22 protein-coding genes are annotated in these 23,799 nt (G+C 36.6%); 10 read left to right on the forward strand and 12 right to left on the reverse strand.

Features of this window, described 5'->3' with window-relative positions; all coding sequences use genetic code 11:
• Positions 1-189: 189 nt before the first annotated feature.
• Entirely contained in the window at positions 190-1,107 is a 918-nt protein-coding gene (locus M3225_RS07275) for an iron-hydroxamate ABC transporter substrate-binding protein (protein WP_251394352.1), read from the forward strand.
• Between the two features lie 174 nt (positions 1,108-1,281).
• Here the strand turns inward: M3225_RS07275 and M3225_RS07280 are convergent, their stop codons facing one another.
• Positions 1,282-2,226, reverse strand: coding sequence for a phosphotriesterase family protein (locus tag M3225_RS07280; protein ID WP_251392095.1), 945 nt, complete (start codon positions 2,224-2,226; stop codon positions 1,282-1,284).
• A gap of 228 nt (positions 2,227-2,454) precedes the next feature.
• Positions 2,455-2,961, reverse strand: coding sequence for a CcdC protein domain-containing protein (locus M3225_RS07285; protein WP_251392096.1), 507 nt, complete (start codon positions 2,959-2,961; stop codon positions 2,455-2,457).
• Between the two features lie 518 nt (positions 2,962-3,479).
• On the opposite strand from M3225_RS07285, the gene M3225_RS07290 reads away from it, so the two are divergent.
• Both M3225_RS07290 and M3225_RS29460 read left to right on the forward strand, forming a co-directional pair.
• A complete protein-coding gene (locus M3225_RS07290) occupies positions 3,480-4,256 on the forward strand; it encodes an SDR family NAD(P)-dependent oxidoreductase (RefSeq protein ID WP_251392097.1) in 777 nt (258 codons plus the stop codon).
• 20 nt (positions 4,257-4,276) lie between these two features.
• Positions 4,277-4,438: a 3-alpha domain-containing protein gene (locus M3225_RS29460; protein ID WP_308215728.1), complete on the forward strand. Its 162-nt coding sequence runs from the start codon at positions 4,277-4,279 to the stop codon at positions 4,436-4,438.
• Between the two features lie 120 nt (positions 4,439-4,558).
• Here the strand turns inward: M3225_RS29460 and M3225_RS07300 are convergent, their stop codons facing one another.
• Complete coding sequence (locus M3225_RS07300; RefSeq protein WP_251392098.1) at positions 4,559-4,690, reverse strand: FbpB family small basic protein; 132 nt, start codon at positions 4,688-4,690, stop codon at positions 4,559-4,561.
• Between the two features lie 54 nt (positions 4,691-4,744).
• Positions 4,745-5,971, reverse strand: coding sequence for a dicarboxylate/amino acid:cation symporter (locus M3225_RS07305; RefSeq protein WP_251392099.1), 1,227 nt, complete (start codon positions 5,969-5,971; stop codon positions 4,745-4,747).
• A gap of 407 nt (positions 5,972-6,378) precedes the next feature.
• Here M3225_RS07305 and M3225_RS07310 point away from each other — a divergent pair, with 407 nt between their 5' ends.
• Both M3225_RS07310 and M3225_RS07315 read left to right on the forward strand, forming a co-directional pair.
• A complete protein-coding gene (locus M3225_RS07310; RefSeq protein WP_251392101.1) occupies positions 6,379-7,593 on the forward strand; it encodes a threonine synthase in 1,215 nt (404 codons plus the stop codon).
• Positions 7,594-7,935: 342 nt separating this feature from the next.
• On the forward strand, positions 7,936-8,841 hold the full coding sequence (locus M3225_RS07315; protein WP_251392102.1) for a TauD/TfdA dioxygenase family protein: 906 nt from the start codon (positions 7,936-7,938) through the stop codon (positions 8,839-8,841).
• Positions 8,842-9,264: 423 nt separating this feature from the next.
• On the opposite strand, the gene M3225_RS07320 is transcribed toward M3225_RS07315, so the two are convergent.
• From M3225_RS07320 to M3225_RS07340, 5 genes are all read right to left on the reverse strand, one after another.
• Positions 9,265-10,230, reverse strand: a complete 966-nt coding sequence (locus tag M3225_RS07320) for an ABC transporter ATP-binding protein (protein WP_251392104.1) — start codon at positions 10,228-10,230, stop codon at positions 9,265-9,267.
• Positions 10,227-11,204, reverse strand: coding sequence for an ABC transporter ATP-binding protein (locus M3225_RS07325; RefSeq protein WP_251392106.1), 978 nt, complete (start codon positions 11,202-11,204; stop codon positions 10,227-10,229). Before M3225_RS07325 ends, M3225_RS07320 begins: the two co-directional genes overlap by 4 nt.
• 11 nt (positions 11,205-11,215) lie before the next feature.
• Positions 11,216-12,136, reverse strand: a complete 921-nt coding sequence (gene opp4C, locus M3225_RS07330) for an oligopeptide ABC transporter permease (protein WP_251392108.1) — start codon at positions 12,134-12,136, stop codon at positions 11,216-11,218.
• An 11-nt stretch (positions 12,137-12,147) separates the two neighbouring features.
• Complete coding sequence (locus M3225_RS07335; RefSeq protein ID WP_251392110.1) at positions 12,148-13,104, reverse strand: ABC transporter permease; 957 nt, start codon at positions 13,102-13,104, stop codon at positions 12,148-12,150.
• Between the two features lie 72 nt (positions 13,105-13,176).
• Positions 13,177-14,898 (reverse strand): ABC transporter substrate-binding protein, encoded by a 1,722-nt coding sequence (locus tag M3225_RS07340; RefSeq protein WP_251392112.1) that lies wholly within the window; start codon positions 14,896-14,898, stop codon positions 13,177-13,179.
• A gap of 1,224 nt (positions 14,899-16,122) precedes the next feature.
• On the opposite strand from M3225_RS07340, the gene M3225_RS07345 reads away from it, so the two are divergent.
• The 3 genes from M3225_RS07345 to M3225_RS07355 all read left to right on the forward strand — a co-directional run bounded on the left by M3225_RS07345 (position 16,123) and on the right by M3225_RS07355 (position 18,563).
• Positions 16,123-17,526, forward strand: coding sequence for an MFS transporter (locus tag M3225_RS07345; RefSeq protein ID WP_251392114.1), 1,404 nt, complete (start codon positions 16,123-16,125; stop codon positions 17,524-17,526).
• A gap of 295 nt (positions 17,527-17,821) precedes the next feature.
• The gene (locus M3225_RS07350; protein WP_013056405.1) at positions 17,822-18,025 is read left to right on the forward strand and encodes a cold-shock protein; all 204 of its coding nucleotides are present in this window, start codon (positions 17,822-17,824) and stop codon (positions 18,023-18,025) included.
• Positions 18,026-18,392: 367 nt separating this feature from the next.
• Positions 18,393-18,563 carry a hypothetical protein gene (locus M3225_RS07355; protein WP_192885584.1) on the forward strand — a complete coding sequence of 57 codons (171 nt, stop codon included), beginning with the start codon at positions 18,393-18,395 and terminating at the stop codon, positions 18,561-18,563.
• Between the two features lie 183 nt (positions 18,564-18,746).
• Here M3225_RS07355 and M3225_RS07360 read toward each other — a convergent pair whose 3' ends face one another.
• Positions 18,747-18,947: a cold-shock protein gene (locus tag M3225_RS07360; RefSeq protein WP_116075267.1), complete on the reverse strand. Its 201-nt coding sequence runs from the start codon at positions 18,945-18,947 to the stop codon at positions 18,747-18,749.
• A gap of 304 nt (positions 18,948-19,251) precedes the next feature.
• Here M3225_RS07360 and M3225_RS07365 point away from each other — a divergent pair, with 304 nt between their 5' ends.
• Entirely contained in the window at positions 19,252-20,127 is an 876-nt protein-coding gene (locus M3225_RS07365; protein WP_013058095.1) for a YitT family protein, read from the forward strand.
• Between the two features lie 171 nt (positions 20,128-20,298).
• Here M3225_RS07365 and M3225_RS07370 read toward each other — a convergent pair whose 3' ends face one another.
• The gene (locus tag M3225_RS07370) at positions 20,299-20,472 is read right to left on the reverse strand and encodes a hypothetical protein (protein WP_251392116.1); all 174 of its coding nucleotides are present in this window, start codon (positions 20,470-20,472) and stop codon (positions 20,299-20,301) included.
• A 633-nt stretch (positions 20,473-21,105) separates the two neighbouring features.
• Between M3225_RS07370 and fbp the strand changes: the two genes are divergently transcribed.
• Positions 21,106-23,034, forward strand: coding sequence for a fructose-1,6-bisphosphatase (gene fbp / locus M3225_RS07375; protein ID WP_251392119.1), 1,929 nt, complete (start codon positions 21,106-21,108; stop codon positions 23,032-23,034).
• Positions 23,035-23,090: 56 nt separating this feature from the next.
• On the opposite strand, the gene M3225_RS07380 is transcribed toward fbp, so the two are convergent.
• Positions 23,091-23,798 carry a M48 family metallopeptidase gene (locus M3225_RS07380; protein ID WP_251392121.1) on the reverse strand — a complete coding sequence of 236 codons (708 nt, stop codon included), beginning with the start codon at positions 23,796-23,798 and terminating at the stop codon, positions 23,091-23,093.
• Between the last annotated feature and the right edge of the window lies 1 nt (position 23,799).

A 23,799-nucleotide genomic window follows, 5' to 3' on the forward strand; every position in this document is an offset into this window, starting at 1 on the left:
CAGTTTGTAGGATTAAATTATATAAAGAGCCTCTAGAGTGAATATCATCTAGAGGCCTTTTTGATTTTTATCTCTGGAAAATTTTAAAGTTATTGACAATGATTATCACTCGAGTATAATGTATAGAGCAGAATTATTGATAAAGATTATCATTATCAATTAAATATAACCTAAAAGGAGAAGGTCAACCTGAAAAAGCTATTTTTTATCCCATTCCTACTTATATTAACCATTATTGTTAGTGCGTGTGGAAACAGCACCACGACAAATGGGAAGAATGATGGTAACACGGAAAATGAAACATTTACATACGAATCAGAAACTGGACCTGTTAAGGTTCCTAAAAATCCTAAAAGAATAGTGGCCCTCAGTAACGGCCCTAATGTAATGTCATTAGGAGGAAAGCTCGTTGGAATTGATGAGTGGAGCAGCATGAATCCGCTTTTTAAAGAAAAAGTAAAAGGAGTAGAAGTGGTATCAGAGGATGATTTGGAGAAGATCATGGAGCTGAAACCGGATTTGATTATAGCCGGATCTGAAATGAAAAACATTAAAAAACTAAATAAAATAGCTCCTACAGTTGTTTATACTTGGGGGAAATTAGATTATTTGAATCAGCAAATAGAAATTGGAAAGCTATTAAACAAAGAAAAAGAAGCAAAAGAGTGGGTGAATGATTTTCAAAAACGTGCAGCATCTGCAGGAGAAGCAATACGTAAAAAAATTGGTAAGGATGCCACTGTTTCTGTGATTGAAAGCGGCAATAAAGAGTTTTATGTATTTGGAAATAACTATGCGCGCGGAACAGAAGTATTGTATCAGGCAATGAAACTAAACATACCTAAAAAAGTAAAAGAGAAAGCACTTGCATCAGGTATCTATACGTTTTCTTCAGAATTACTTCCTGAGTTTGCAGGGGATTATATCATCTTGAGTAAAAGCACAGATGGCGATAATTCATTTTTAAAAACGAGTGTGTGGAAGAACATACCTGCGGTTAAAAACAACCGTGTATTGGAAATTAATACGAAAGCATCCACTTACAGTGATCCAATAACGTTAGAATATCTTTTAGGATATTTTGAAAAGTCATTTCTCAAAAAATAGTATGTAAGAATATCTCTTCCTGTTAACGTGCACCCTATATATAATATGGTGTTCGGTACCAACGCTTTCACAGGAGTTGTAAAAACAGATATAAGCTTTTACTCCCCTATAAATCTTTTGCTCGATTTATAGGGGAGTATTTATATAGTAACGGAAAAAATGTCTACATTATTTTCACTTTCCTTCAAACCAACAGCGAGCGTTATCGAAAAGCATGTGCTGAATCTGTTGTTCGGTTACGCCTTTTCTTTTTAATTCGGGCACGACTTCTTCTAATACAAAGCTCATCGACCATTTTGGAAAACGTTCCTCAATCACGCCCTCTGGAAACCAGTCCATTGTACAGCAGTAGTCTTGTGATAGGAACATGCGATTTGAATATCCTTGTTTAGCTAATTCCATGACCGTTTGATTTCTATTTTCGGTTGAACATTCTCTTGTTAGGCCGTAGCGGTCCATACCGATAAAGGCACCTTGATTTAATATGTTTAAAATATACTCGAGGTTATCCGTATCACCCGTATGTCCAATCAGAATTTGATTTGGATTAGCGCCTTCTTCCAGTAGGATGTCAAGCTGCTTTAAGCCTGTTCCGCTTGCAGGATGTGAATGCGTCATAATTGGCACTCCCGTTTTTTTATGAGCTCGTGCTACGGCGCGCATTACTTTTTCTACATCAGCTGTTACACCAGGTGCATCTGTGGCGCATTTTAAAAACCCAGCTTTAATAGATGTGTTTTGAATACCTACTTCTATATCTCTAACAAACAGCTCTGTCATATAGTCAATGCTTCGAGTTTGAAAGTGGGTAGGGATGTAGTTATACGTATAAATTCCTGTAGCTGCGATGATTTGAGTGTCCGTTTCACGGGCAATTCGTTCAATAAAGCGAATATCGCGCCCTTGTTCCATCACCGTAGAATCGCAGATTGTTTTAACTCCGAGCTTCTTCGCACGATTTACTTGTTCTGCTGCTTTTCCAACTTCTTGTTCCTCATCATATAAATGAGGAAACTGTGCATAAACAGATTCAGAACGAACGCGCATATGTTCATGGATTAATGTTAGCCCTAGTTCTGACGTATGGACTGGGCCTGTTACAGAATTGATAAATGTCATGTTACGCTTCCTTTCATGATATACCTGTAAATCAAATAGCGGGTGATTAGGTACAGTTTTAATTTAATCTGCTTTATTTATATAGAGACTACTGTTATAAAAAACACATATTGCGTTATACAACATATGTGTTGTCTTACACAACACGCGGGATTTTACTCACTATGACAAAAGATCCTTCTTTCCAAGCAGAAAGAAGGATCTTTTAGTCACAGGTAATATTCGTGATTATCCAGCATTTACGCTGTAGCTATCTCCGTTTAATTTACGGAATTTTAGATAGCTGCCAATTCTCCAAATAACAATATATATAAAAGCCAGTGTCATCGTTAAGACCGCGAAGTCTATGGAATCTAAGCCTTTGAAGTATTGGCTTAATGCCATTCTTATGAAGATAATAGCGATAATCACATATTTAAAATTTTTATTTGGCTTTGAATAAATGAAGCCATCTTCTCTTACTTCATAGTCTGTTTGGCTGAGCATAATGAGTCCAAATATAACACCTAATAAACCAGCAATCATCATTTCCCAGTAGGGAGGTAAGTGAAATGGTTGGCCCGGTATGTGCATCAGCTGACTTAGACTAAGTGAAAATGCAATCAATATGAAAAAAATAGGCGCTAATATACCAAGTCCATTCTTTTTAATGGGCTTATTTTTCTTTTTTAATTTTCTCCAAATAATAAATCCTATAAGAGCTACAACAAGTATATAAATAAGTAGCATTTCCATCGTAATTTTGCCTCCTTTTTTGTTTCTATGTTCGTACAATCCAATATTTAGTATAAACAATAAAGGGGAGAGGTAAAAGTGCATTATTTCATTTTTTACACATGAGAATTCTCACTATTTTTATCATTGTTTCTTTAAGGTCTTTGAACATGTAGATTTTAATACGCCTCATTAACTATTTATTTCTTATTTACCACAATATGTTAGAATTGTAGAAAACGAGAAAGCTTAAGGCAAGTAGATTCTATTTACACGTTGCCCTAGTTATAGAGGTGAATGAGTTGAAGTTAGGAAATCAGTTACAAAAATTAAGAGAAGAACAAAAGATGACTTTATCTGTTCCACATAATCAAGTTAGTAGCTAGCTTATCATGCACGGGCACCTAATACGCTCATTGGGTGCTCTTTTTATTGTTTCGAAGCAGGTATTAGCCTATACAAAGCTAAATAACTCTTATGACTGGTGTTACTAAATTTAATTTGTTCGGATTTCATTGAACGCAAAAGGGGAGAAATATATGTTTGAAGAAAAGGTAGGTATTATTACGGGTGGAACGTCGGGGATTGGTTTAGCTACAGCAGAATTACTCACAAAAGAAGGGATGTCTGTTGTTATTGCTTCTAGAAATAGTGAAAAAGGAGAAGAAGCTCTTTCTATATTAAGAAAGTGGTCACCTCAATCTATTTTTATCAAAACGGATGTAACGAATAGTCAAGATGTTAAAAATCTTGTTAGCCAAACATACTCTACATTTGGAAAGATCGATGTTGGCTTTAATAATGCGGCTAACACAGAGGCTTCCTCCAATGCTACACATCAGTTTAAAGAAGAAGACTTTGACCATTTAATTAACGTTACATTAAAAAGTGTATGGCTTTGTATGAAATATCAGCTGCAGGTAATGACCAAACAAAACAGCGGTGTCATTGTTAATACATCGTCAATGGACGCTATTTTATGTTCACCAGGGACTGGCGTATACGCCGCTGGGAAAAGTGGGGTTATCGCTTTAACGAAGTCAGTTGCTCAAGAATATGGCCATCAACATATAAGAATTAATTCTCTCTGCCCAGGTGCATTTCGTACATCTATGCTAGAAGAAAAATTTTCAACTCTATCTTCTGAGGAAAAAGTAAAGCTCAATGAATCCTATCAAAAGTTAAATGCGCTAGGCAGAATTGGTGATCCGCTTGAAGCCGCAAAAGCAGTAAAATGGCTCCTTTCTGATGACGCATCTTTTGTTACGGGTCAAAACATTATTGTAGACGGTGGAATTGGATTTAGGTTTGAATAAGTTAAGAAGGCATCGTCTCAGTGCGAGATGAGTTGATACTTCTTGAAAAAGACCCGCACGAAGTATCTATAGCAGCAGTTAACGATGTGAAATTTAAAGACCGGTTTAATAAAGAGAAGCTGGATAGAGTTCTGCAAGTAGATGCATTGTCGAATAGTTTAAGGAAGGTCTTGCTGAAGTAGGTTAGTTCTGAATAATATGTGAAGTTTTCGGTGGTGAAATCCTAGTGGAGCTACTGCTTCTTATATAAGTAAATTTGCTAAAAGATATGACTATAAAATAAAGTGATAAAGCTAACTGTACTAAGTTAGCTTTATCACTTCATGGCGTTTTTCAATACGCTTTTCAATTTTATCGATTGCTTTTTTGTCTTTTAGTAATTCTTGTTTATTTTCTTTTACTAGCTCTTCAAATGATTTTCTTTGTTTAAACAAACTAACACTTCTTTCTCACCATAGTGTTTTTGAATCATGAGGGTGAACGTACTGTTATTTGTCCTCGGTATTAAAATGAAAAGACTTCTCAGACTTTGCGATAACTACGGTAGCTAAAGAGTTTCCTACGACATTTAATGCTGAACGGCCCATATCTACAAAGAAATCAACTGCTAATAACAAAGCGACTCCTTCTGCCGGTAAGCCAATTTCTTTAGCGGCAGCTAACAGCACAACGATGACAGCTGAAGGAACGCCTGCTAATCCTTTGGTCATAAGCATTAATAAACCAATAATTACAATAATTTGTTCAAGACTAAGAGGTAAGTTATATACATTAGCAAGAAAGATAATAGCTACACTGATATAGATACTAGCTCCATCTAAATTAAAAGAGTAGCCAGTTGGTAATACAAAAGAGGTTACAGAACGTGAAACCCCGAACTTTTCTAATCGATGAATGAGCAGCGGCATAGAAGCCTCTGAACTGCGCGTTGTAAAAGTTAATAAAATTAAATCTGCCGTTCTTTTTAACAGTTCCTTGTAAGGTATACGGAAGATAATTGCAATAATAGGAAAAACAACAAATGCCGTGATGGCAAAAGATAAATACGTAATACTTACAAATTGACCTAAAGAAAGCAAGCTGCCAATCCCGTATTTAGCTACGCTAAAAGAGATAAATCCAAATACGCCAACTGGGGCAAATGATACCGCATATTCTACTACTTTAAACATGGCTTGTAACCAAGCCTCAAAGAATGTAATAACCGGTTTAGCCTTATCTTCAAGTGATGTAAGAGCTAACCCTACAAAAATGCCAAAGAAGATAATCGGTAACAGCTTTCCTTGCGCCATTGCTTCTACAATATTACTTGGAATAATACTTAAGAAAAACTCTCCAAAGTCGATGCCTTTTGCTAGGTTTCCTAATGAAGAAGTATCCACAGCACCTACATGCATATGTCCACCTACATTTGTTACTTTAGCAATGAGTATTCCTAATATAATCAATACTGTAGTCACAATCTCAAAATAGAGAAGGGTTTTAAACGCGACTCGTCCTAGCTTTTTTGTATCATGCATACCTGTTATTCCTAATACGATTAAGGGGAAAACAAGAGGGACAATAACCATTTGAATAAGCTGGATAAAAGCTTTTCCTAATATCTCTAACTTCAAACCAACTTCTTTACTAAAATAACCAACGATCAATCCAAGAATTAATCCAATAATCACTTGTAATCCTAAATTAAGTTTAAATCTATTTTTTGTAGCCATCTGTCTAATTCTCCTTGTAGTGTAGTATTGTTTGCGTTTTAGTAACCTTTAAGAATTAGACAAGTACAAATACTATTATTGCGCTTACTCACTATCGAAAGTGCATTCACCTTAACTACCTCCTTCAAATATCTTTTTACATACTAAAACAATTATTCCTATAAGTAAAGTATGAATTTTGTTTATCTTTCCTGTTTTTATCTAAAATTACTGGTTTAAATTCTAAAAAAAAGTAATATAAGCAAAGTCGAAAAAAGCATAAAAACCTTAGTTTACTAGGGTTTTTATGCTTTGATTAATGATCAATAAAGCGATTTGGAAATCATACCTTACAATTCTGATAAAAATACTATAAATTATATTTTATATATGGTATTATGTTTACAGAATTTAAAGGAGTGTGTATGATGCCGTTTAGTTATGTTTCTCACTTATATTGTCCTAAATGTAAAAAAGAATATAGTCCAAAAGAAAAACATCAATTATGTGAATGTGGCTCACCGTTATTGGTAGCGTACGATTTAGAGAGACTGAAAGCGAATCTAACTCCAGAAGCTGTTCAAAGCAGGGAGCCGAATTTATGGAGATATCATGAACTGCTTCCAGTAGAAGATCCCAAAAACGTAGTTTCCTTAGGCGAAGGGATGACTCCGCTTATAAAAATGCCTAAGCTAGGTAAAGAAATGGACATTCAAAACTTATATATGAAAGATGAAGGCATTATTCCAACCGGATCATTTAAAGCTAGAGGAGCCGCTGTAGGTGTGTCAAAAGCAAAAGAACTGGGCGTTGAACAGTTAGCGATGCCTACAAATGGCAACGCCGGAGCTGCTTGGTCGCTTTATTCGTCACGTGCTGAAATAAAAGCAACCGTTGTGATGCCAAAAGATGCGCCTGTTATTACAAGAAATGAATGTGCTGTCGCTGGAGCTGACCTTTACTTAGTAGATGGACTCATTAGTGATGCTGGTAAAATTGTCGGTGAGGCTATTAAAGCTTGGGGTCTTTATGATGCTTCTACGCTTAAAGAGCCATACCGAATAGAAGGTAAAAAAACAATGGGCCTAGAAATTGCTGAACAGTTTTCTTGGAATCTTCCTGATGTGATTTTATATCCAACAGGAGGAGGCGTTGGTTTAATAGGAATATATAAAGCGTTAAATGAATTAAAAGAGCTTGGCTGGATTAAAGGTGATCTTCCTCGTTTAGTTGCGGTACAAGCTGAAAACTGCGCGCCTATTGTAAAAGCATGGAATGAGAGAAAACAAGAATCTGAATTTTGGCCAGATTCTTCAACCATTGCCTTTGGTATCAACGTACCAAAAGCGATCGGGGACTTTCTTGTTTTAGAGGCAGTGTACAATACAAATGGATGCGCTATTGCGGTGGACGAAGATAAGATTGTTGAGGAACAGAAAAAAGTTGCTCAGCTTGAAGGTTCGTTCATTTGCCCTGAAGGTGCTGCTACATTCTTAGCTGCACGCCGTTTGCGAGAAGAAGGATGGATTAAAGAAAACGAAACGGTTGTTGCTTTAAATACAGGACTTGGGGTTAAATATCCAAACACAGTAGATATTGAAGTCCCTATTTTAGAGCGAAATGGCAGCCTTACTAAAAAATAAAGTAAGAAACACCTAAATAGATCTCCGACTTCAAACAGTCTAAGCGGAGATCTATTTTTTAATTTCATCTTCTTCCATATTATAAATAGTAAACTTAAAATTTATACTATTTTAAATATATTGACTTATATCTATTGGTGATTTATTATTCAATTAAACAAATTGATTTACTAGGAATTAAAGCTGTATGTAATGCTACCAGGCAACTGGGGCCGGACTATCGCTCAAGCGAATGGACTGGTCCTTTTTGCTTTTTAGGAATACGGCTATATTCGAGAAAATGAATTTGTCATAAAAAAATGAAAAGCTCTCTTTTTAGGGCACTTACGAGGAGGACGTATCATGAGTACAGTTAGCAAAAGCACAGCAAAAAAATCGGTTTTAGAAGTACAGCCTATCGCTGGTCACATTGGAGCAGAAATAAAAGGAGTGCATTTATCTTCGAATTTAGATGCCGAGACAGTCAGTGCCATTAAAAAAGCTCTGCTAAAGCATAAAGTAGTCTTTTTTAGAGGACAAGGGCATATTGACGATGCTGAACAAGAGGCTTTCGCTACGTTATTTGGTGAACCGGAAGCACATCCTACCGTTCCTATAAAAGAAGGCAGCAATTATTTATTCGAACTGGATTCTGAACGAGGAGGGCGAGCTAATTCTTGGCATACCGATGTAACGTTCATCGATACATATCCAAAGGCATCTATTCTTCGAGCCGTAGTTGTTCCAGAATCAGGAGGGGATACAGTTTGGGCAAATACAGCCGTTGCCTATCAAAACCTTCCTTCGGAACTGCGTCAGCTAGCTGATCAGCTTTGGGCGGTGCATACGAATGACTATGATTACGGTGGAAGACATCCTAATCGTTCACAAGAAGATTTAGAACGTCATCGCAAAGTATTCGCTTCTACTGTCTATGAAACAGAACATCCAGTTGTAAGAATTCACCCCGAAACGGGAGAGCGTACGTTAGTGTTAGGACATTTTGTGAAAAAAATCAAAGGGTTATCTTCTTCGGATTCCAATCATCTTTTTTCGGTTCTGCAAGATCATGTAACAAGGTTAGAAAACACGGTTCGCTGGCATTGGAAAGCTGGTGATATTGCTATCTGGGATAACCGTGCAACCCAGCATTATGCAATTAATGACTACGGGGAAAAGCACCGCGTTATGAGACGAGTTACCTTGGTTGGTGAAGTGCCGGTGAGTATCGATGGGCAAACGAGTGTGACTTATAAAAAAGAAGAATGAAATCGGGTTCTATTTTGTGTCAGTATGTTTCTTTGAAAGCAAAGGCAGGTGAGAAAAAAGTTTCACACTTATAATAAGAAGAGGCTGAGACAAAAGTCTTTTAGTTGAAGTGAAATCCGAACTGTTAATCGAAATTATTGATTAATACTTTGGGTTTTTTTTGTTGTCATGGTGAACTTAGATTTAATGTGTTCAGTTGCTTCTAGCCGTTGATTCGAGGGCAAGGCGAAGACTCCTGTGGGAAAAGCGGAATAGGTGAGACCCCGCAGGAGCGGAAGTGACGAGGAGGCTCACCGGCCGCCCGCGGAAAGCGAAGCCTTGCACGGAAATCAACCGCGGTGTAACAAGCGATTTATACTAAATCATTTGTTCGTCTTGAGATTGGATTGATGTAGTTATGTCTCAACCTCTTCTTATGAGTCTTTATACAAAGTGACAGGCTACAAAGTGATTAGAACCAACATCTTTATAGTCAGGTGGAATGTCTGCACATTTCTTCTGAGCTATCGGGCATCTTGTTCTAAATTTACACCCAGAGGGAGGGGTAATAGGACTTGGGATTTCACCTTTCAAAATGATTTTTTCTTTTTTGATGGTTGGGTCAGGTATCGGTATGGCAGATAACAGCGCTTTTGTATAAGGATGCAGTGGATTTGTGAATAATTCATCTCTTGATGCTTGCTCCACAATCTTTCCTAAATACATAATAGCAACCTTGTTACACAGGTGCTCGACGACGCTCAAATCATGTGAAATAAACAGATAAGACAAATTTTCTTTTTCTTGAAGTTCACTGAACAAATTAATAATTTGAGCTTGAATCGATACGTCCAGTGCAGATACTGGCTCATCCGTTACAATAAACTCAGGGTTTAAAGCCATGGCTCTGGCAATGACAATTCGCTGACGCTGTCCGCCTGAAAATTCGTGCGGGTATCTGTCTATATGGTGAGGAGATAAACCGCATTTTTCCATAATCGACAAGACGTGATCTCTTACGTTAATTCGGGAAGCTAACTTATGTTCAATCATAGCTTCTCCAATCGCTTCGCCTATTCTAATTCGAGGATTTAAAGAACTAAAGGGATCTTGAAAGACGAGCTGTGATTGCAAACGGTAATGAATCAGCTCTTTTTTAGACAGCTTAAAAACATTCTTTCCTTTAAAAAATACGTCTCCGCTTGTTTTATTATGAAGTCTTAAAATGGTTTTTCCTAAAGTAGATTTACCGCTTCCGGACTCACCAACTAATCCAAAAATGTCACCTTTTTTAATTGAAAATGTTACTCCATCTACCGCTTTTACCTGTTCGTTTGCTGATGTAAATAGTGTAGATTTAGAGGAGTAAAATTTTTTTAAGTTGTTTACTTCTAACAGCGTTTCACTCATTGATATGTACCTTCCTTATAAAGCCAGCAGGCTGTGTAGTGGTCATTTTCTGAAATGAAGGGAGGAGCTTGTGTTTTGCAAATATCCATACAGTGTTCACAGCGCTCGCTGAAATAACAACTTTCTGTAAGATCCGTAAGTTTTGGTACTTGCCCCGGTATTGAATGAAGCCGTTGTGTTCGTTTGCCGATAACTGGTTTTGAGCGAAGCAGGCCCTTGGTATAGGGGTGTTTTGGATTTTTAAATAGCTCAACTACCTGTGCTTGCTCTACGATTTTACCTGCATACATCACCATTACGGTATCAGCCATTTCAGCTACAACGCCGAGATCGTGTGTGATAAATAAGATAGACGTACGAAGATCCTGTTTTATAGTTTGTAATAGATCTAATATTTGAGCTTGAATCGTTACATCTAGAGCAGTAGTAGGTTCATCGGCAATTAATAGCTTAGGGTTACACCCGAGCGCAATAGCAATCATAATCCGCTGAAGCATACCTCCGCTTAGCTCGTGCGGATAACTTTTTACTATCTTTTTAGCATTAGGTATACCTAAAAGTGTAACAAGTTCAATGGCTTTATCATAGGCTTCAGTTTTACTGATAGATAGATGCTCTAATAGAGTCTCGGTAATTTGGTCTCCAATAGTGAATACTGGATTTAGAGATGTCATCGGCTCTTGAAAAATCATCCCAATGTCTTTTCCTCTAATTTTTCTCATCTCTTTTTTTGTTTTTTCTAATAGATTTGATCCATTAAATAAAATCTTACCATCTGTAATTTCCCCTGAATCAGAAAGCAGCTGCATAATGGATAGAGCCATTACGCTTTTCCCGCATCCCGATTCGCCAACGATACATACCGTTTCACCGGAATTAATGGAAAAGCTGACGTTGTTTACTGCTGTAACCGTACCTTCTTCCGTATGAAAAGAGGTGTGTAGATCTTTTAATTCTAGTAAGGGTGTATTCATCTATTCATTACCTACCTTTTCATTTTAGGATCAAGCGCATCTCTTAAACCGTCTCCAAGAAGGTTAATCGAAATGACCGTTAAAAAAATGGCAGCGCCTGGTGGAATCCACAGCCAAGGTCGCTTTTTAAAATCAACTAAATTATTAGCTGCATCAATCATATTTCCCCAAGAAGGTGTAGGTGGAGTCACACCTAGTCCCAAGTAGCTTAAAGCAGACTCGCTTAAAATAGCTCCTGCTACGTTCAAAGTAGAAACAACCAATAATAAAGGGAAAATATTAGGGATTAAATGATAAAAAATCTTTCTTTTATCGCTTAAACCTAATATTTGTGTTGCTTGAATAAAAGGCTGTTCACGCAATGAGAGAACTTGGCCGCGAACAAGTCTTGCAAGTCCAGGCCAGCCAATTAAACTGAGCATTAGCATAATAATATAAATACGGTATTCAGAAGGAGTTTTCCATTCTGATAAAATAGCTCCCATGATCAATAAAAGAGGGAGGCCAGGTATAGACATCAATATGTCAGCAAGTCGCATCAGCACTTGATCAGTGATGCCTCGATAAAAACCGGCAACGGCTCCTAAAACAGAGCCGATTAAAACGGATAGAACCATCGACGCAATTCCTACAGTGAGAGAAATTTGACCAGCAAGCATCAAACGGGTGAGTACATCTCTTCCATACTTATCTGTACCTAACCAATGCTCGGCGCTTGGGGGATGGTTCATTAAATTAACGTTTACAGTACTGTTAACATAAGGAGAAAACAAAGGACCAATAAAACTAAAAGCAACCATGGCAAGCAAAAAGAATAATCCACTGATTGCTAATTTATTTTTTCGCAGCCGCTTATACGTTTGTTTCCATAGTGATATTGGTTTTGAAACTGCGTCTTTTTGCGGCTGATCTGTTACTAATGAAGTTTCCATACAATAATCGCCTACTTTAACCGGATTCGCGGATCGACCGCTGCATATGTAATGTCTGCTAAAAAGTTACCTATAATCGTTAAGAAAGAAAGTAACATCGTAAAAGACATTAAGACTGGATAATCCCTAAAGCTTAATGCTTCGAGCTGAATTCTTCCCACTCCGGGCCAGTTGAAAATTTGTTCAGTTATAATCGCACCGGAAAATAGCCCGGGCAGTTCAAAAGCTAACAGTGTAATAGCAGGAAGCAACGCATTTTTTAACGCGTGCTTAAAAATAATAGAACGTTCTTTTAATCCTTTTGCACGCGCTGTTCGTATATAATCTTGCCGAATGACTTCAAGCATTCCCGTACGAAAATATCTGGTTAATGAACCTACGCTTAGAAGTGTCAAAATCGTCACCGGTAGCACCATATGTTTACTTACTTCTAGCAGGTAAGCTAGCTTTGTTGTATTACTGCCTGTATCAATCATTCCTCCAATTGGCAAAATTCCTAAATCAACAGCAAAAAATTTAATAAGCAATAAACCAATAAAGAAAGAAGGGAAGGACATAGCGGCAAAAACGCCAAGTGTAACAAAACCATCGAACCAAGAGTACTGTTTTACAGCTGAAATAACCCCTGTAAATAGAGCAATAGTCCACGTGAAAAATAGAGAAACGGCAGCTATAAGAAATGAGTTCCAAATAAATTTATTTAATAACGATGTCACAGGTTCTTGGTACTTCAATGAAAAACCAAAGTCTCCTTTTACTAAATCTATAAACCAATTTACGTAACGTTCTAAAACCGGCTTATTAAGTCCATATAATTCTCGTAATTCCTGGGCTCTTTCCGGAGTCAGTTTAGGGTTTGAGTCAATATAATCCCCCGGCAATAAAGCAAAAAGAACAAAAATAAGAAAAGATGTGCCAATTAAAATAGGAATCATTTGTAAAAACCGATAAAAAATATATTGTTTCATACGTGTTCCTCCCTAAAAGTGCCCGGCGGCTAGGACCAGGCACCATTTTTTACCTATACATGAAAGCAGACTTCACTCTTTAATTGAAAGGTTTGGAAGGCTCGAAGAAATTCCAGTGAAATTATCTGGATTAAGTCCACCAATGCGTGCATTATTAGCGTGAATAACTTTGCGGTAATTCAGCAATATGACCGGTGGATCATCAGATAATTCTTTATACAATTCATGGTAAATCTTTTCGCGCTCGTTAATATCCGTAGTGCTAACGCTTTCTTCTAACAATTTATCTACCTTAGGATTTGAATAGCCTGCCGAATTATCAGGATGAGTCGAAGCTAAATCAGCGACTGCATCGTCAGGGTCAGAAAGCATAGGGGTAGAAACGGCGGCTAAGTCGTAATCTTTTTTATTGAGTTTAGTCAAAAGCGTATTAAAGTCTAATACTTCTGGGTTAAATTGAATGCCGAGCGCCTTGTAATTTTCTTTTGCAATTGGAATAAAGTCATCATCATTTCTACTTGTTAAATAACTAATTTTCAGCTTCGTTCCACCTTTAACTCGTATCCCGTCTTTTCCAACTTTCCATCCCGCATCATCTAATAGCTGTTTAGCTTTTTTGACATCGTATTTATACTTGTTAATGCCATCCTCTGTGTATGCCCATGAAACAGGAGAAACAGGTACATTAGCAACAGTGCCGTATCCTTTATACGTAACATCCGTAATCTTTTGACGATCAAGTCCGTATATCAATGCTTGTCTGACGGCTTTATCTTTTAGATACGGCTTAGTATTGTTAATATACGCGTAGCTATAAGAGTTAGCGGTTGTCACTTTGATATTTGCAAAACCTAGCTCTTTAAGCTGCTCTACGCTTTCCGGTTCTGCTGGAAAACGGTCATAGTCCGTTTCGCCTGCTTCGAATAATTGAGAAGTTGTTTCTGGCGTGGTTACTTTATAAATGAAATTTTTCACTTTAGGCGTGCCGCCATAATAGTTTTCGTTTGCAACATAGCGTATTTCTTGACCGGGAATATATTTTTCCAGTTTGTAAGGCCCGGATCCTACGGGCTTAGAGTAAAGGTTCTTTAAATAATCCAAATGTCCGTACGTATAGTCTTTTCCATAATAATCTTTTGATAACACGATACCGCCTAGTAGTAAGAGGGCTTTTGCGTTTACTTTTTCCGTTGTGATTTTAATTGTTAAAGGATCAACCACTTTAATTCCTTCTATTGTTTTTGCTTTTCCATCTTTATAGTCTTTTCCACCTTTGATCGTAGCGGTTGCTAAGTCACCCCATCCGTCATAAGCTGGGTCGTGAAGAAGCGTTAATGTAAAAGCTACGTCATCGGCAGTGAGAGGGGAGCCGTTGCTGAATTTTAAATCATCTTTTAAGTGAAACGTATAAACAAGCTGATCATCTGAGATTTCCCAGCTTTTTGCTAAAATCGGAACGGGCTTTCCGTTTTTATCTAAATCTACTAAAGGACTAAAGATAGGACTTGTTGCGTTTCCATCCCAGCCGTTGTCGTAGAAATAAGGCAAAAAGACGCCTCCGGGAGCTGACATTCCAGCAATAAACATATCTTTTCTTTCTAGCGCTTTAGCTGGAATATTTCCTGTGTTAGAAGCTTTTATTACCTGATCTTTTATTTGTTTAATGTCTGCCGTCTGTACAGCAGAAGTCGTTTCCTTATTAGCTTTTTCTTCTGTGCTACTATTTAGTGCACATGCCGATAAAAAGCTAGCGAAAGTCATTGTTAACACTAAACCAGTCATTTTTTTCATCATTTTCCACCCCAAGTTATATTTTCTTTGTGCAAAACCAGTAAATTTTTTATCACTTCCAGTTCTATGTATAATAAAACATGTAATTTCTATCGAAAAAGTATGTTTTATTTTATGATATTTCTAATATATGGGAGAGTCAATAAGTATCAAGGTGACTTCAGTTAAAGAAATGTCACTTATCATAAAAAGTAATTTCTTAAAAATAAAAACCTGAATTTATTGTCATGGAGAATGTAATAAAGACGAAGAATATAGCCGTTAGTTTATGTATTTCTTTTTGAAAAGAAGCTAAACAAAATCGATAAATCCCAACAAAAAAAACAAGACTCAGCATATTATAGAACGTTCTCATTTTTCATGGGAAAAATGTAAAATATTAATAATATGTAAATTATTGTAACAAGTGTGAATCCTTATATTCAAAGCTATACAAATATATTTAGGTTTAAAGTTCGTCTCAGAGGGTATTCGAAAAAAGAAAGAGGGTATCTTTACAGTCGTAGAAACAGCTTGGTGAAGGAGTTGAGTTCGTTTACTATATTACTCCATTTGAAGAATATGCCAAAAGTCTCATTGTGGACCCGCTTGCTTTTACAGTAGAAGACCTACATGAAGCCACGAACGATTATACGGAGAAAGGAGTTGAATTTTTATCCCTAGAACCCCAGCCAACTCTTAAAGTTTTATTCTATGGACCGAATCATCCATTGTTCCACTTGTTAGAACGAGCTTTATATTTATTTTTAAGTTTACATAATTTTTGTAATAGAAACAGTGTATCTATTACAAAAATGAAGCTTATATCTAATGGATTGTAACAACAATTGTCAGATAATCTGAGTAGAAATTGCTACCGAGCACATTATAAACCAGAGGCGCTATCTTTAACGACAAGTTACTATTTCAACGACTGTAATTCCATCGAAAGCGATCCCTATTTTAGGCGAAAATCGTTTTTTTAGTAGCGATGAATTGTACGTTGAAATAAAAAAAGTTTATTTTGGTTTTAATTAATTTATTTGTTAGCGTTCCTTCCTCAACATTTTTGGCTTCAATCCCTTTAGCCATAACCTTTTTTAATATTTAACATCACATGAATAGTTTTCGTTTTTTACTGAAAAATAAGTAGTGTTCAAAAACATTTAAGTGTGGAATTCAGTAAGTCAAATTTGACTTTACTGCTCAGTCTTGTATAATCGTATACCGCGGAGGTGACGTAATGAAATGAAGTTTAACAAGAAAAAAATTAACGTCGTAGATATTGACAAAGCTAAAAAAAGCGTCTTTGCTACAGGGGTAGGAAACGCGATGGAATGGTTTGACTTTGGCTTGTATTCATATTTAGCCGTTATTATTAGTCAAAACTTTTTTAGCGCAGTTCAAAATGATCAACTCAAATTAGTGTTCACATTTGCCACATTTGCGATTGCCTTTTTAATGCGTCCATTAGGCGGTATTGTATTCGGTAAAATTGGAGACAAGTTAGGAAGGAAAGTCGTTTTAACCACCACTATTATTTTAATGGCCTTTTCCACATTACTCATTGGGTTATTACCTACATATGATCAAATCGGTATATGGGCACCCATCCTTTTATTAATTGCACGAATCATTCAAGGTTTTTCAACTGGTGGTGAATATGCTGGTGCGATGGTGTATATTGCAGAATCGTCTCCAGACAATAAGCGTAATGTGCTTGGAAGTGGACTAGAAATCGGTACACTTGTTGGTTATATTCTTGCTTCACTGCTAGCTAGCTTGCTGTTTCTTCTTCTATCGGATAAACAGATGGCCTCATGGGGCTGGAGAATTCCCTTCTTATTAGGATTGCCTTTAGGACTTATTGGTTTTTATTTACGAAGAAGTTTAGGGGAAACACCTATTTTTGAAAATGAACTTTCCAATGAAGATGAAGTTGAAGAAGAAAGCTTCCTCTCTATTTTAAAAAACCACAAAAAAGACGTGTTTGTTTGTTTCGTAGCCGTGGCTTTCTTTAACATTACAAACTACATGCTATTATCGTACATGCCTTCTTATTTAAATGAAATTATTGGTTTATCGAACACAGTTGGTACAGTATTAATTACAGCAGTTATGATTTTAATGGTGCCGCTTGCTCTTATGTTTGGAAAACTGAGTGACAAAATCGGAAACAAGAAAGTTTTCTTAATCGGTTTAGGCGGATTGAGCTTACTGTCAGCCTTTTCGTTCTATTTAATCAACTTAAATGGTTTAGTCTTTGTTTCAATCGGTATTCTTATTCTAGGTATCTTCCTTGCTACGTATGAAGGAACAATGCCAGGAACGTTACCAACAATGTTCTACACAGATATTCGCTATCGAACATTAGCGATCACGTTTAATGTTTCAGTTTCTATATTTGGAGGAACGACGCCATTAGTTGCGACATGGTTAGTTCACGCAACAGGCAATCACTTAGCTCCAGCGTTCTATCTAACCATCGTGAGCATCATCGGATTTTTCGTGATTTTATTCTTGTTTGCGAATACGGCAGGAAAATCACTTAAAGGTTCATACCCAACCGTTTCTTCTAAATCCGAATACAATGAAGCGGTTGAAAATCCAAAAGATTCATTATGGTGGCACACGGAGCAAACAGAAAAATAAAGTAAATAAAAAGCAGCTGCTAAATTAACTACTGCACAAAATATGAACACTTAAAAAGAGCCCTCTCTTTGTATAGATTTACATAGAGAAGGCTCTTTTTATCGTTTGAAGATTTATCCTATTCCCTGTATTTGCTATCTTTGGTTCTGTATGTTACGATTAAGTTAATTATTTTTGTTCGGTATAAGATTAAGAGAAGAGAAATCTCTTCCATAGAATTTTTTATCTTAAGATAGTATGGTTGGACAAGGGTAGTAATACAAGTGTGGAGGATTTCACACCAGGAGGCAATATTATGGAACAAGGTACAGTGAAATGGTTTAATGCAGACAAAGGCTTCGGCTTTATCGAAATTGAAGGCGGAGACGATGTATTCGTACATTTCAGCTCTATTCAAGGAGAAGGCTTTAAATCGCTAGAAGAAGGTCAAAAAGTAACGTTTGATATTGAACAAGGTCAACGTGGAGCACAAGCTGCTAACGTCCATAAAGTAGCATAATTCAAAGTAAAAAAGACTCCACATAGGGGTCTTTTTACTTTGAATTTTAATAATTTAAAAAGATTACTTGAAAAATAAGTAGAGACATTGGAGACAGAACGCTATTAAAGAAGAGTTACCTATATGTAAAATCCCGTGTCGCAAAAAAATAGAAAAAAACCCCTTATGGTTATAGAACTATATGCTTTAGGAGTACGTATACGCCTGAAGGTATCAAAAATAACTAACCTTCGCTGGATTAGCCATTGAGAGAGCTTGCTGACTACCAAAATGCTGATAAAGTAAAAAATTGTAAGATGCACATTATATTTCCCGATAAATAAAGTTAAAAATTTGATTATTTTTGATACAAGAGAGGATGAGGGATATGAGTGTAAGCTTATTTACTAATGGAGAAATAGTAAATATAAAAGCATCTAATGAAATAGTGATCATCTTAAAAAGTCATTATGTAAAAAACATGAAAAGATACTCTTATACAGTGGATAAATATCCAAGTACGTTTTTCTTTGAAGAAGAATTAATGAAACATGAATAAATATTGATTTATAGTTTGGATTTTGTCTATACTATGCTATACTGAATTTACCATTTGTATTACCGATTACTATTTTTGTATCAATATGCCCTATTCCTTAATGGATAGGGTTTTATTATTACATTTTCAAGGTAATGAAAAAGACAGACTCCATGGAGTCTGTCTTTTTCTATTTATGATGGATTACGCTTTTTGAACGTTAGTAGCTTGAGGGCCACGTTGACCTTGTTCTACGTCAAAAGTAACTGCTTGACCTTCGTCTAAAGATTTGAAGCCTTCGCTTTGGATTGCTGAGAAATGTACGAATACATCGTCTCCATTTTCGCGTTCGATGAATCCAAAACCTTTTTCTGCGTTAAACCATTTTACTTTACCTTGTTCCATAATTGTTGCCTCCTAGTGTGACACGCACACATTGTGTTACTATCCTTGCCCAAATCTACAGACGAAAGTTATTTAACTTATCAATCTTTACCGAACAAAAATAATTCTTCTTAAACTTAACAGAAATAGGGACTTATTGCAAGGATAGAGTCTGTACAGCTAGAAGTGTACTTTTATCTATGTTTGCATATAGATGATTGCACTATGTGAGCTAAAATACGATACGTAAGCCTCCTTAGTTCAAATAAAGAGAATGTTTGTGGTACACTTAAATAGTAAAAAACATTTAAAAGTGAGGAATTTTATGAACACAACTAAAAAACATCACAGGCCTAAGCGGCTAAAAATTGCTTTCCGAGCATTAATGGTCATTATCGGAGGGATTATTGCAGCTTACGGCTTAGAAACCGTCTTAATTCCAAACCATGTTTCAGATGGAGGGGTAACAGGCATTAGCATCGTTGCTTCAAACCTATTTGGCTTACCACTAGGGGTTCTAATTGCTGTTATCAACATTCCTTTTGTATGGTTAGGGTATCAACAAATTGGAAAAAGTTTTGCCATATTTTCAATCCTCGGAATCGTCTCATTAGCTGTCGGTACAAGCCTCATGCATCACACTCCAGCGATTATTGAAGGAGATACACTACTCGTAACCGTTGTCGGCGGTATTATCCTTGGTTTTGGAATGGGAATCGCGCTGCGTAATGGCGGCGCCTTAGATGGAATCGATATGCTGGCCGTACTGCTTTCTCGAAAATTGCCGTTTGGAACAAGTGATCTTATTTTGTTCTTAAATGCATTTGTATTTATTTTCGTTTCATTAGTATTTGGTCTGCAAGGCGCCATTCTTTCTGCGATTGCATATTTTATTGCATCCAAAGTTATTCACATCGTGGAAGTAGGGTTAAGCGGATCGAAAACCTTCCAGATTATCACTTCTCAGCCTGCATTAATGGTAGAGACAATACGTGATCGTTTAGGTCGAAGCGCTACATACAAAGAAGCTTACGGCGGTTATTCTCATGAAAAATTTAAGGAAATCACATGCGTAATCAACCGTTTAGAAGAAAGCAAAATGAAAGAAATTATCAATGAAATTGACCCGACGGCTTTTGTTACGGTATATGACGTTGCAGAAGTTAAAGGCGGTAATTTCAGAAAGAATAATATTCACTAAGTACACAAATCTATATATTTGTACGAACACTCTACAATAATCCTCTTTTAGTTTGGGGTGTAGAGATAAGAAAAAGCAGCGTGATGTTTTGCATCCGCTGCTTTTTTTATATTGTAAAATCCATTTGCTACAAGGCACCCGTTGTATAATTAACTTGCTTAGCGGAGGGTTTTAAAACCGGATATTTTGAAAAAGTAAAACGGTCAGAATTACGGTGGATAAGGTACCTGCGGACATTAAAGTGATGATTTTTTCTTTGTTTTTCTCTTTTGGAGATTTTACAATTTCTTGTGATACGCCACTCCATATTACAATAGATGCGATAGCTAGTATTAAAAGCCACATATTATTTCCTCCTGCTTAGTTAAGAAACTAAATTTATACAGTAAACTTAGATAGCCTAAGTGTATCATATGTTTCTGTATTAAAATTCCTTTTGTACTCAAATCCTTTATTGTAACTTCACACACAAAGCCAACAGAAAAAAATCTCTGAACGTAGAAGAACAGAGATTCAAACAGAATGATGGTTCTTATATAATACAAAGGATGACTTTTCCTGTCTCAGAAAGGTCATCTTTATCGTAACATCAGCAGGTGTTTGACGCTGTGAGTTTCCTCACAGCTAGGGAAGAAAAAGTCTGGTATTGTATAGAAGTCGGTGTAAACTTTCTTTATTATGTGCGTTTCTTTCATATGTATCGAACCTACTGACTGAGATCAGTAGGTTTTTTTATGTTCCTAGATAGTTATAACCTTCTCTATCAGGTAAGGGGAAAAGAATGGGAAATCTTTATAGACAAATAGACTTTATACCATTTTACCTATACGTAAAATAGGTTAAAATAAAGGGGTGAGGCGTGAAGAGAAAAGAAGAGAGTTAAATAAAAGGTATAAAACAACATAATCACAGTTCAGCTTACTGAGTTGTAGTGTATGATTGGATTAAATGGTGAACTTTGAAAGGGGATACATAGTTTTGAACACAAAATATCTAGATTTACTTGCACAAAAGTATGATACTGAAGAAAAAGTGGTAACCGAAATTATTAACCTTGAAGCTATTCTTCATCTTCCAAAGGGGACTGAACATTTTGTCAGTGATTTACACGGCGAGTATCAAGCTTTTCAGCACGTGCTGCGAAATGGTTCAGGGAATGTAAAAGAGAAAATCAAAGACCTTTTTAAAAATGTATTATCTGACCAAGAAATAAATGAATTTGCTACATTAGTGTATTATCCTGAGGAAAAATTACCGTTGATTAAAGCGCAGTTTCGAAACAAACGAGAACTATATGAATGGTATACAGAAATCATCGATCGTATGCTTAATCTCATTTCGTACGCTTCTTCTAAGTACACGCGCTCTAAACTGCGTAAAGCATTGCCAAATCAATTTGTGTACATTATTGAAGAGCTGCTATACAAAACGGATGAATTTACAAATAAAGAACAGTACTATACAAAGATTGTTCAGCAGATTATTTCTCTAGGACAGGCCGATAAGCTTATTGTAGGGCTTGCATATACGACGCAAAGGTTGGTTGTGGACCACCTGCACGTAGTAGGGGATATTTATGACCGTGGACCTGAACCGGATAAAATTATGGATACGCTGATTAACTATCACTCCGTTGATATTCAGTGGGGAAATCACGATGTACTATGGCTCGGCGCTTTTGCGGGTTCGAAAGTGTGTCTCGCCAATATTATTCGTATCTGCGCGAGATACGACAATCTAGATATTATTGAAGACGTATATGGAATTAACCTGAGACCTCTACTTAACTTGGCAGAGAAATACTATGATGATAATCCTGCTTTTAGACCAAAAGTAAGCTCGAGTGACAAACTATCCGATCATGAACGATTACAAATTACTAAAATTCATCAGGCCATTGCGATGATTCAGTTCAAGCTTGAAAGTCCGATTATAAAAAGACGTCCTTTCTTTAATATGTCAGAAAGGCTGTTACTTGAAAAAATTGATTATGATAAAAATGAAATTACGATATACGGAAACACGTATCAGCTAGAAAACAGCTGCTTTGCAACGGTTAATCCGGCGCAGCCTGATCAGTTATTAGAAGAAGAAGAGCATGTAATGGAAAGATTGCTACTTTCTGTACAGCATTCGGAAAAGCTGGCGAGACATATGAAGTTTCTTATGAAAAAAGGCAGCCTTTATTTGAAATACAACGGAAACTTATTAATACACGGCTGCATTCCTTTAGATGAAGAAGGAAACATGGAAAAAATGACGATTGAAGATAAAGCATATGCAGGACGTAACTTGCTTGATGTGTTTGAACATTATTTGCAAGAGGCTTTTGCACATCCTGAAGAAACGGATGATTTGGCAACAGATATGGTCTGGTACTTATGGACAGGAGAATATTCATCACTCTTTGGAAAACGCGCAATGACGACGTTTGAAAGATATTTTATCAGTGATAAAACAACGCATAAAGAGAAAAAGAATCCGTATTACTACTTACGGGAAAATGAGGAAGTCTGCCGAAACATTCTAGAAGAATTTAAGCTGAATCCTGATCATGGTCATATTATTAATGGTCATACACCAGTTAAAGAAATTGAAGGAGAAAACCCAGTCAAAGCAAATGGAAAGATGATTGTTATTGACGGCGGTTTTTCAAAAGCGTATCAATCCACAACAGGTATTGCTGGATACACATTATTATATAATTCTTACGGTATGCAGTTAGTCGCTCACAAACACTTTAATTCAAAAGAAGAGATTTTATTAGAAGGAACAGACGTCTTATCCGTAAAGCGATTAGTTGATAAAGAACTAGAAAGAAAAATGGTTCTAGAAACAAACGTCGGAGAAGAATTATTAAAAGAAATTTCTATTTTGAAAGATTTGAGAAAATATCGCTATAGTTAAAAATAAGAAAAGAGCATTATGCCCCAGGGGCTTCTGCTCTTTTTTATTTAGCTGTACTACATCGTCATTTCCCAGCTAGACATTTCCAGCCAGTTCTCTTGTTCACGATAATCGGGCATGATTTTCCCAACAAGACGCCAAAAGGACCGGTCATGATTCATGTGAACCATGTGGCACATTTCATGAACGACTACGTAATCAATTACGTGCCGCGGTGCCATTGCCAGTCGCCAGTTAAAGGTTAACTGCCGCTTGGAATCACATGTGCCCCACGCTTTTTTGCTATCGGAAATTGAGATGGAACGCGGCTTTGTCTTAAAATGCTTTTGATAGGAGGAGATACTCTTGGTTACTAGCGCTTTACATTGTTGATAGTAAAAGCGTTTGAGCGCTTGTTTTATCGCTTCATCGTCGTGCCGATTGACATAAATCTGCAGCGTGTCAGCTTCAAACACTACAGAATCCTTTGTAATGCTCGAATCGTGATGAATCTGTATCGGATAATTTTTTCCTAAATAAAAAAAGCTTTCTCCGTGTTCATAGACTTTTTTCTTTGGTCCATGCGTTCTATCTTTCATTGCATTTATTTTTTGCTGAACCAACGCCCAATTTTTCTCTAATAACGAAAGTACTTGTTCAACAGGCGTTCCTTTAGGCGCAAGGACTTCAACCGTTCCGTATCCGTCTACTTTTATCGCAAAAGAGCTTCGGTTTTTATATCGTATTTCGTAATGGATACTCTGATTGGAAAAGGTGTGTATCATT

Source organism: Priestia aryabhattai, from assembly GCF_023715685.1.
GTDB lineage: Bacteria > Bacillota > Bacilli > Bacillales > Bacillaceae_H > Priestia > Priestia aryabhattai_B.

Coding starts and splice junctions, on each gene's coding strand:
- M3225_RS07280 (WP_251392095.1), bottom strand. CDS start 2,226: ATGACATTTATCAATTCTGTAACAGGCCCAGTCCATACGTCAGAACTA.
- M3225_RS07285 (WP_251392096.1), bottom strand. CDS start 2,961: ATGGAAATGCTACTTATTTATATACTTGTTGTAGCTCTTATAGGATTT.
- M3225_RS07290 (WP_251392097.1), top strand. CDS start 3,480: ATGTTTGAAGAAAAGGTAGGTATTATTACGGGTGGAACGTCGGGGATT.
- M3225_RS07305 (WP_251392099.1), bottom strand. CDS start 5,971: ATGGCTACAAAAAATAGATTTAAACTTAATTTAGGATTACAAGTGATT.
- M3225_RS07310 (WP_251392101.1), top strand. CDS start 6,379: ATGCCGTTTAGTTATGTTTCTCACTTATATTGTCCTAAATGTAAAAAA.
- M3225_RS07315 (WP_251392102.1), top strand. CDS start 7,936: ATGAGTACAGTTAGCAAAAGCACAGCAAAAAAATCGGTTTTAGAAGTA.
- M3225_RS07320 (WP_251392104.1), bottom strand. CDS start 10,230: ATGAGTGAAACGCTGTTAGAAGTAAACAACTTAAAAAAATTTTACTCC.
- M3225_RS07325 (WP_251392106.1), bottom strand. CDS start 11,204: ATGAATACACCCTTACTAGAATTAAAAGATCTACACACCTCTTTTCAT.
- opp4C (WP_251392108.1), bottom strand. CDS start 12,136: ATGGAAACTTCATTAGTAACAGATCAGCCGCAAAAAGACGCAGTTTCA.
- M3225_RS07335 (WP_251392110.1), bottom strand. CDS start 13,104: ATGAAACAATATATTTTTTATCGGTTTTTACAAATGATTCCTATTTTA.
- M3225_RS07340 (WP_251392112.1), bottom strand. CDS start 14,898: ATGATGAAAAAAATGACTGGTTTAGTGTTAACAATGACTTTCGCTAGC.
- M3225_RS07345 (WP_251392114.1), top strand. CDS start 16,123: ATGAAGTTTAACAAGAAAAAAATTAACGTCGTAGATATTGACAAAGCT.
- M3225_RS07350 (WP_013056405.1), top strand. CDS start 17,822: ATGGAACAAGGTACAGTGAAATGGTTTAATGCAGACAAAGGCTTCGGC.
- M3225_RS07355 (WP_192885584.1), top strand. CDS start 18,393: ATGAGTGTAAGCTTATTTACTAATGGAGAAATAGTAAATATAAAAGCA.
- M3225_RS07360 (WP_116075267.1), bottom strand. CDS start 18,947: ATGGAACAAGGTAAAGTAAAATGGTTTAACGCAGAAAAAGGTTTTGGA.
- M3225_RS07365 (WP_013058095.1), top strand. CDS start 19,252: ATGAACACAACTAAAAAACATCACAGGCCTAAGCGGCTAAAAATTGCT.
- M3225_RS07370 (WP_251392116.1), bottom strand. CDS start 20,472: ATGTGGCTTTTAATACTAGCTATCGCATCTATTGTAATATGGAGTGGC.
- M3225_RS07380 (WP_251392121.1), bottom strand. CDS start 23,798: ATGATACACACCTTTTCCAATCAGAGTATCCATTACGAAATACGATAT.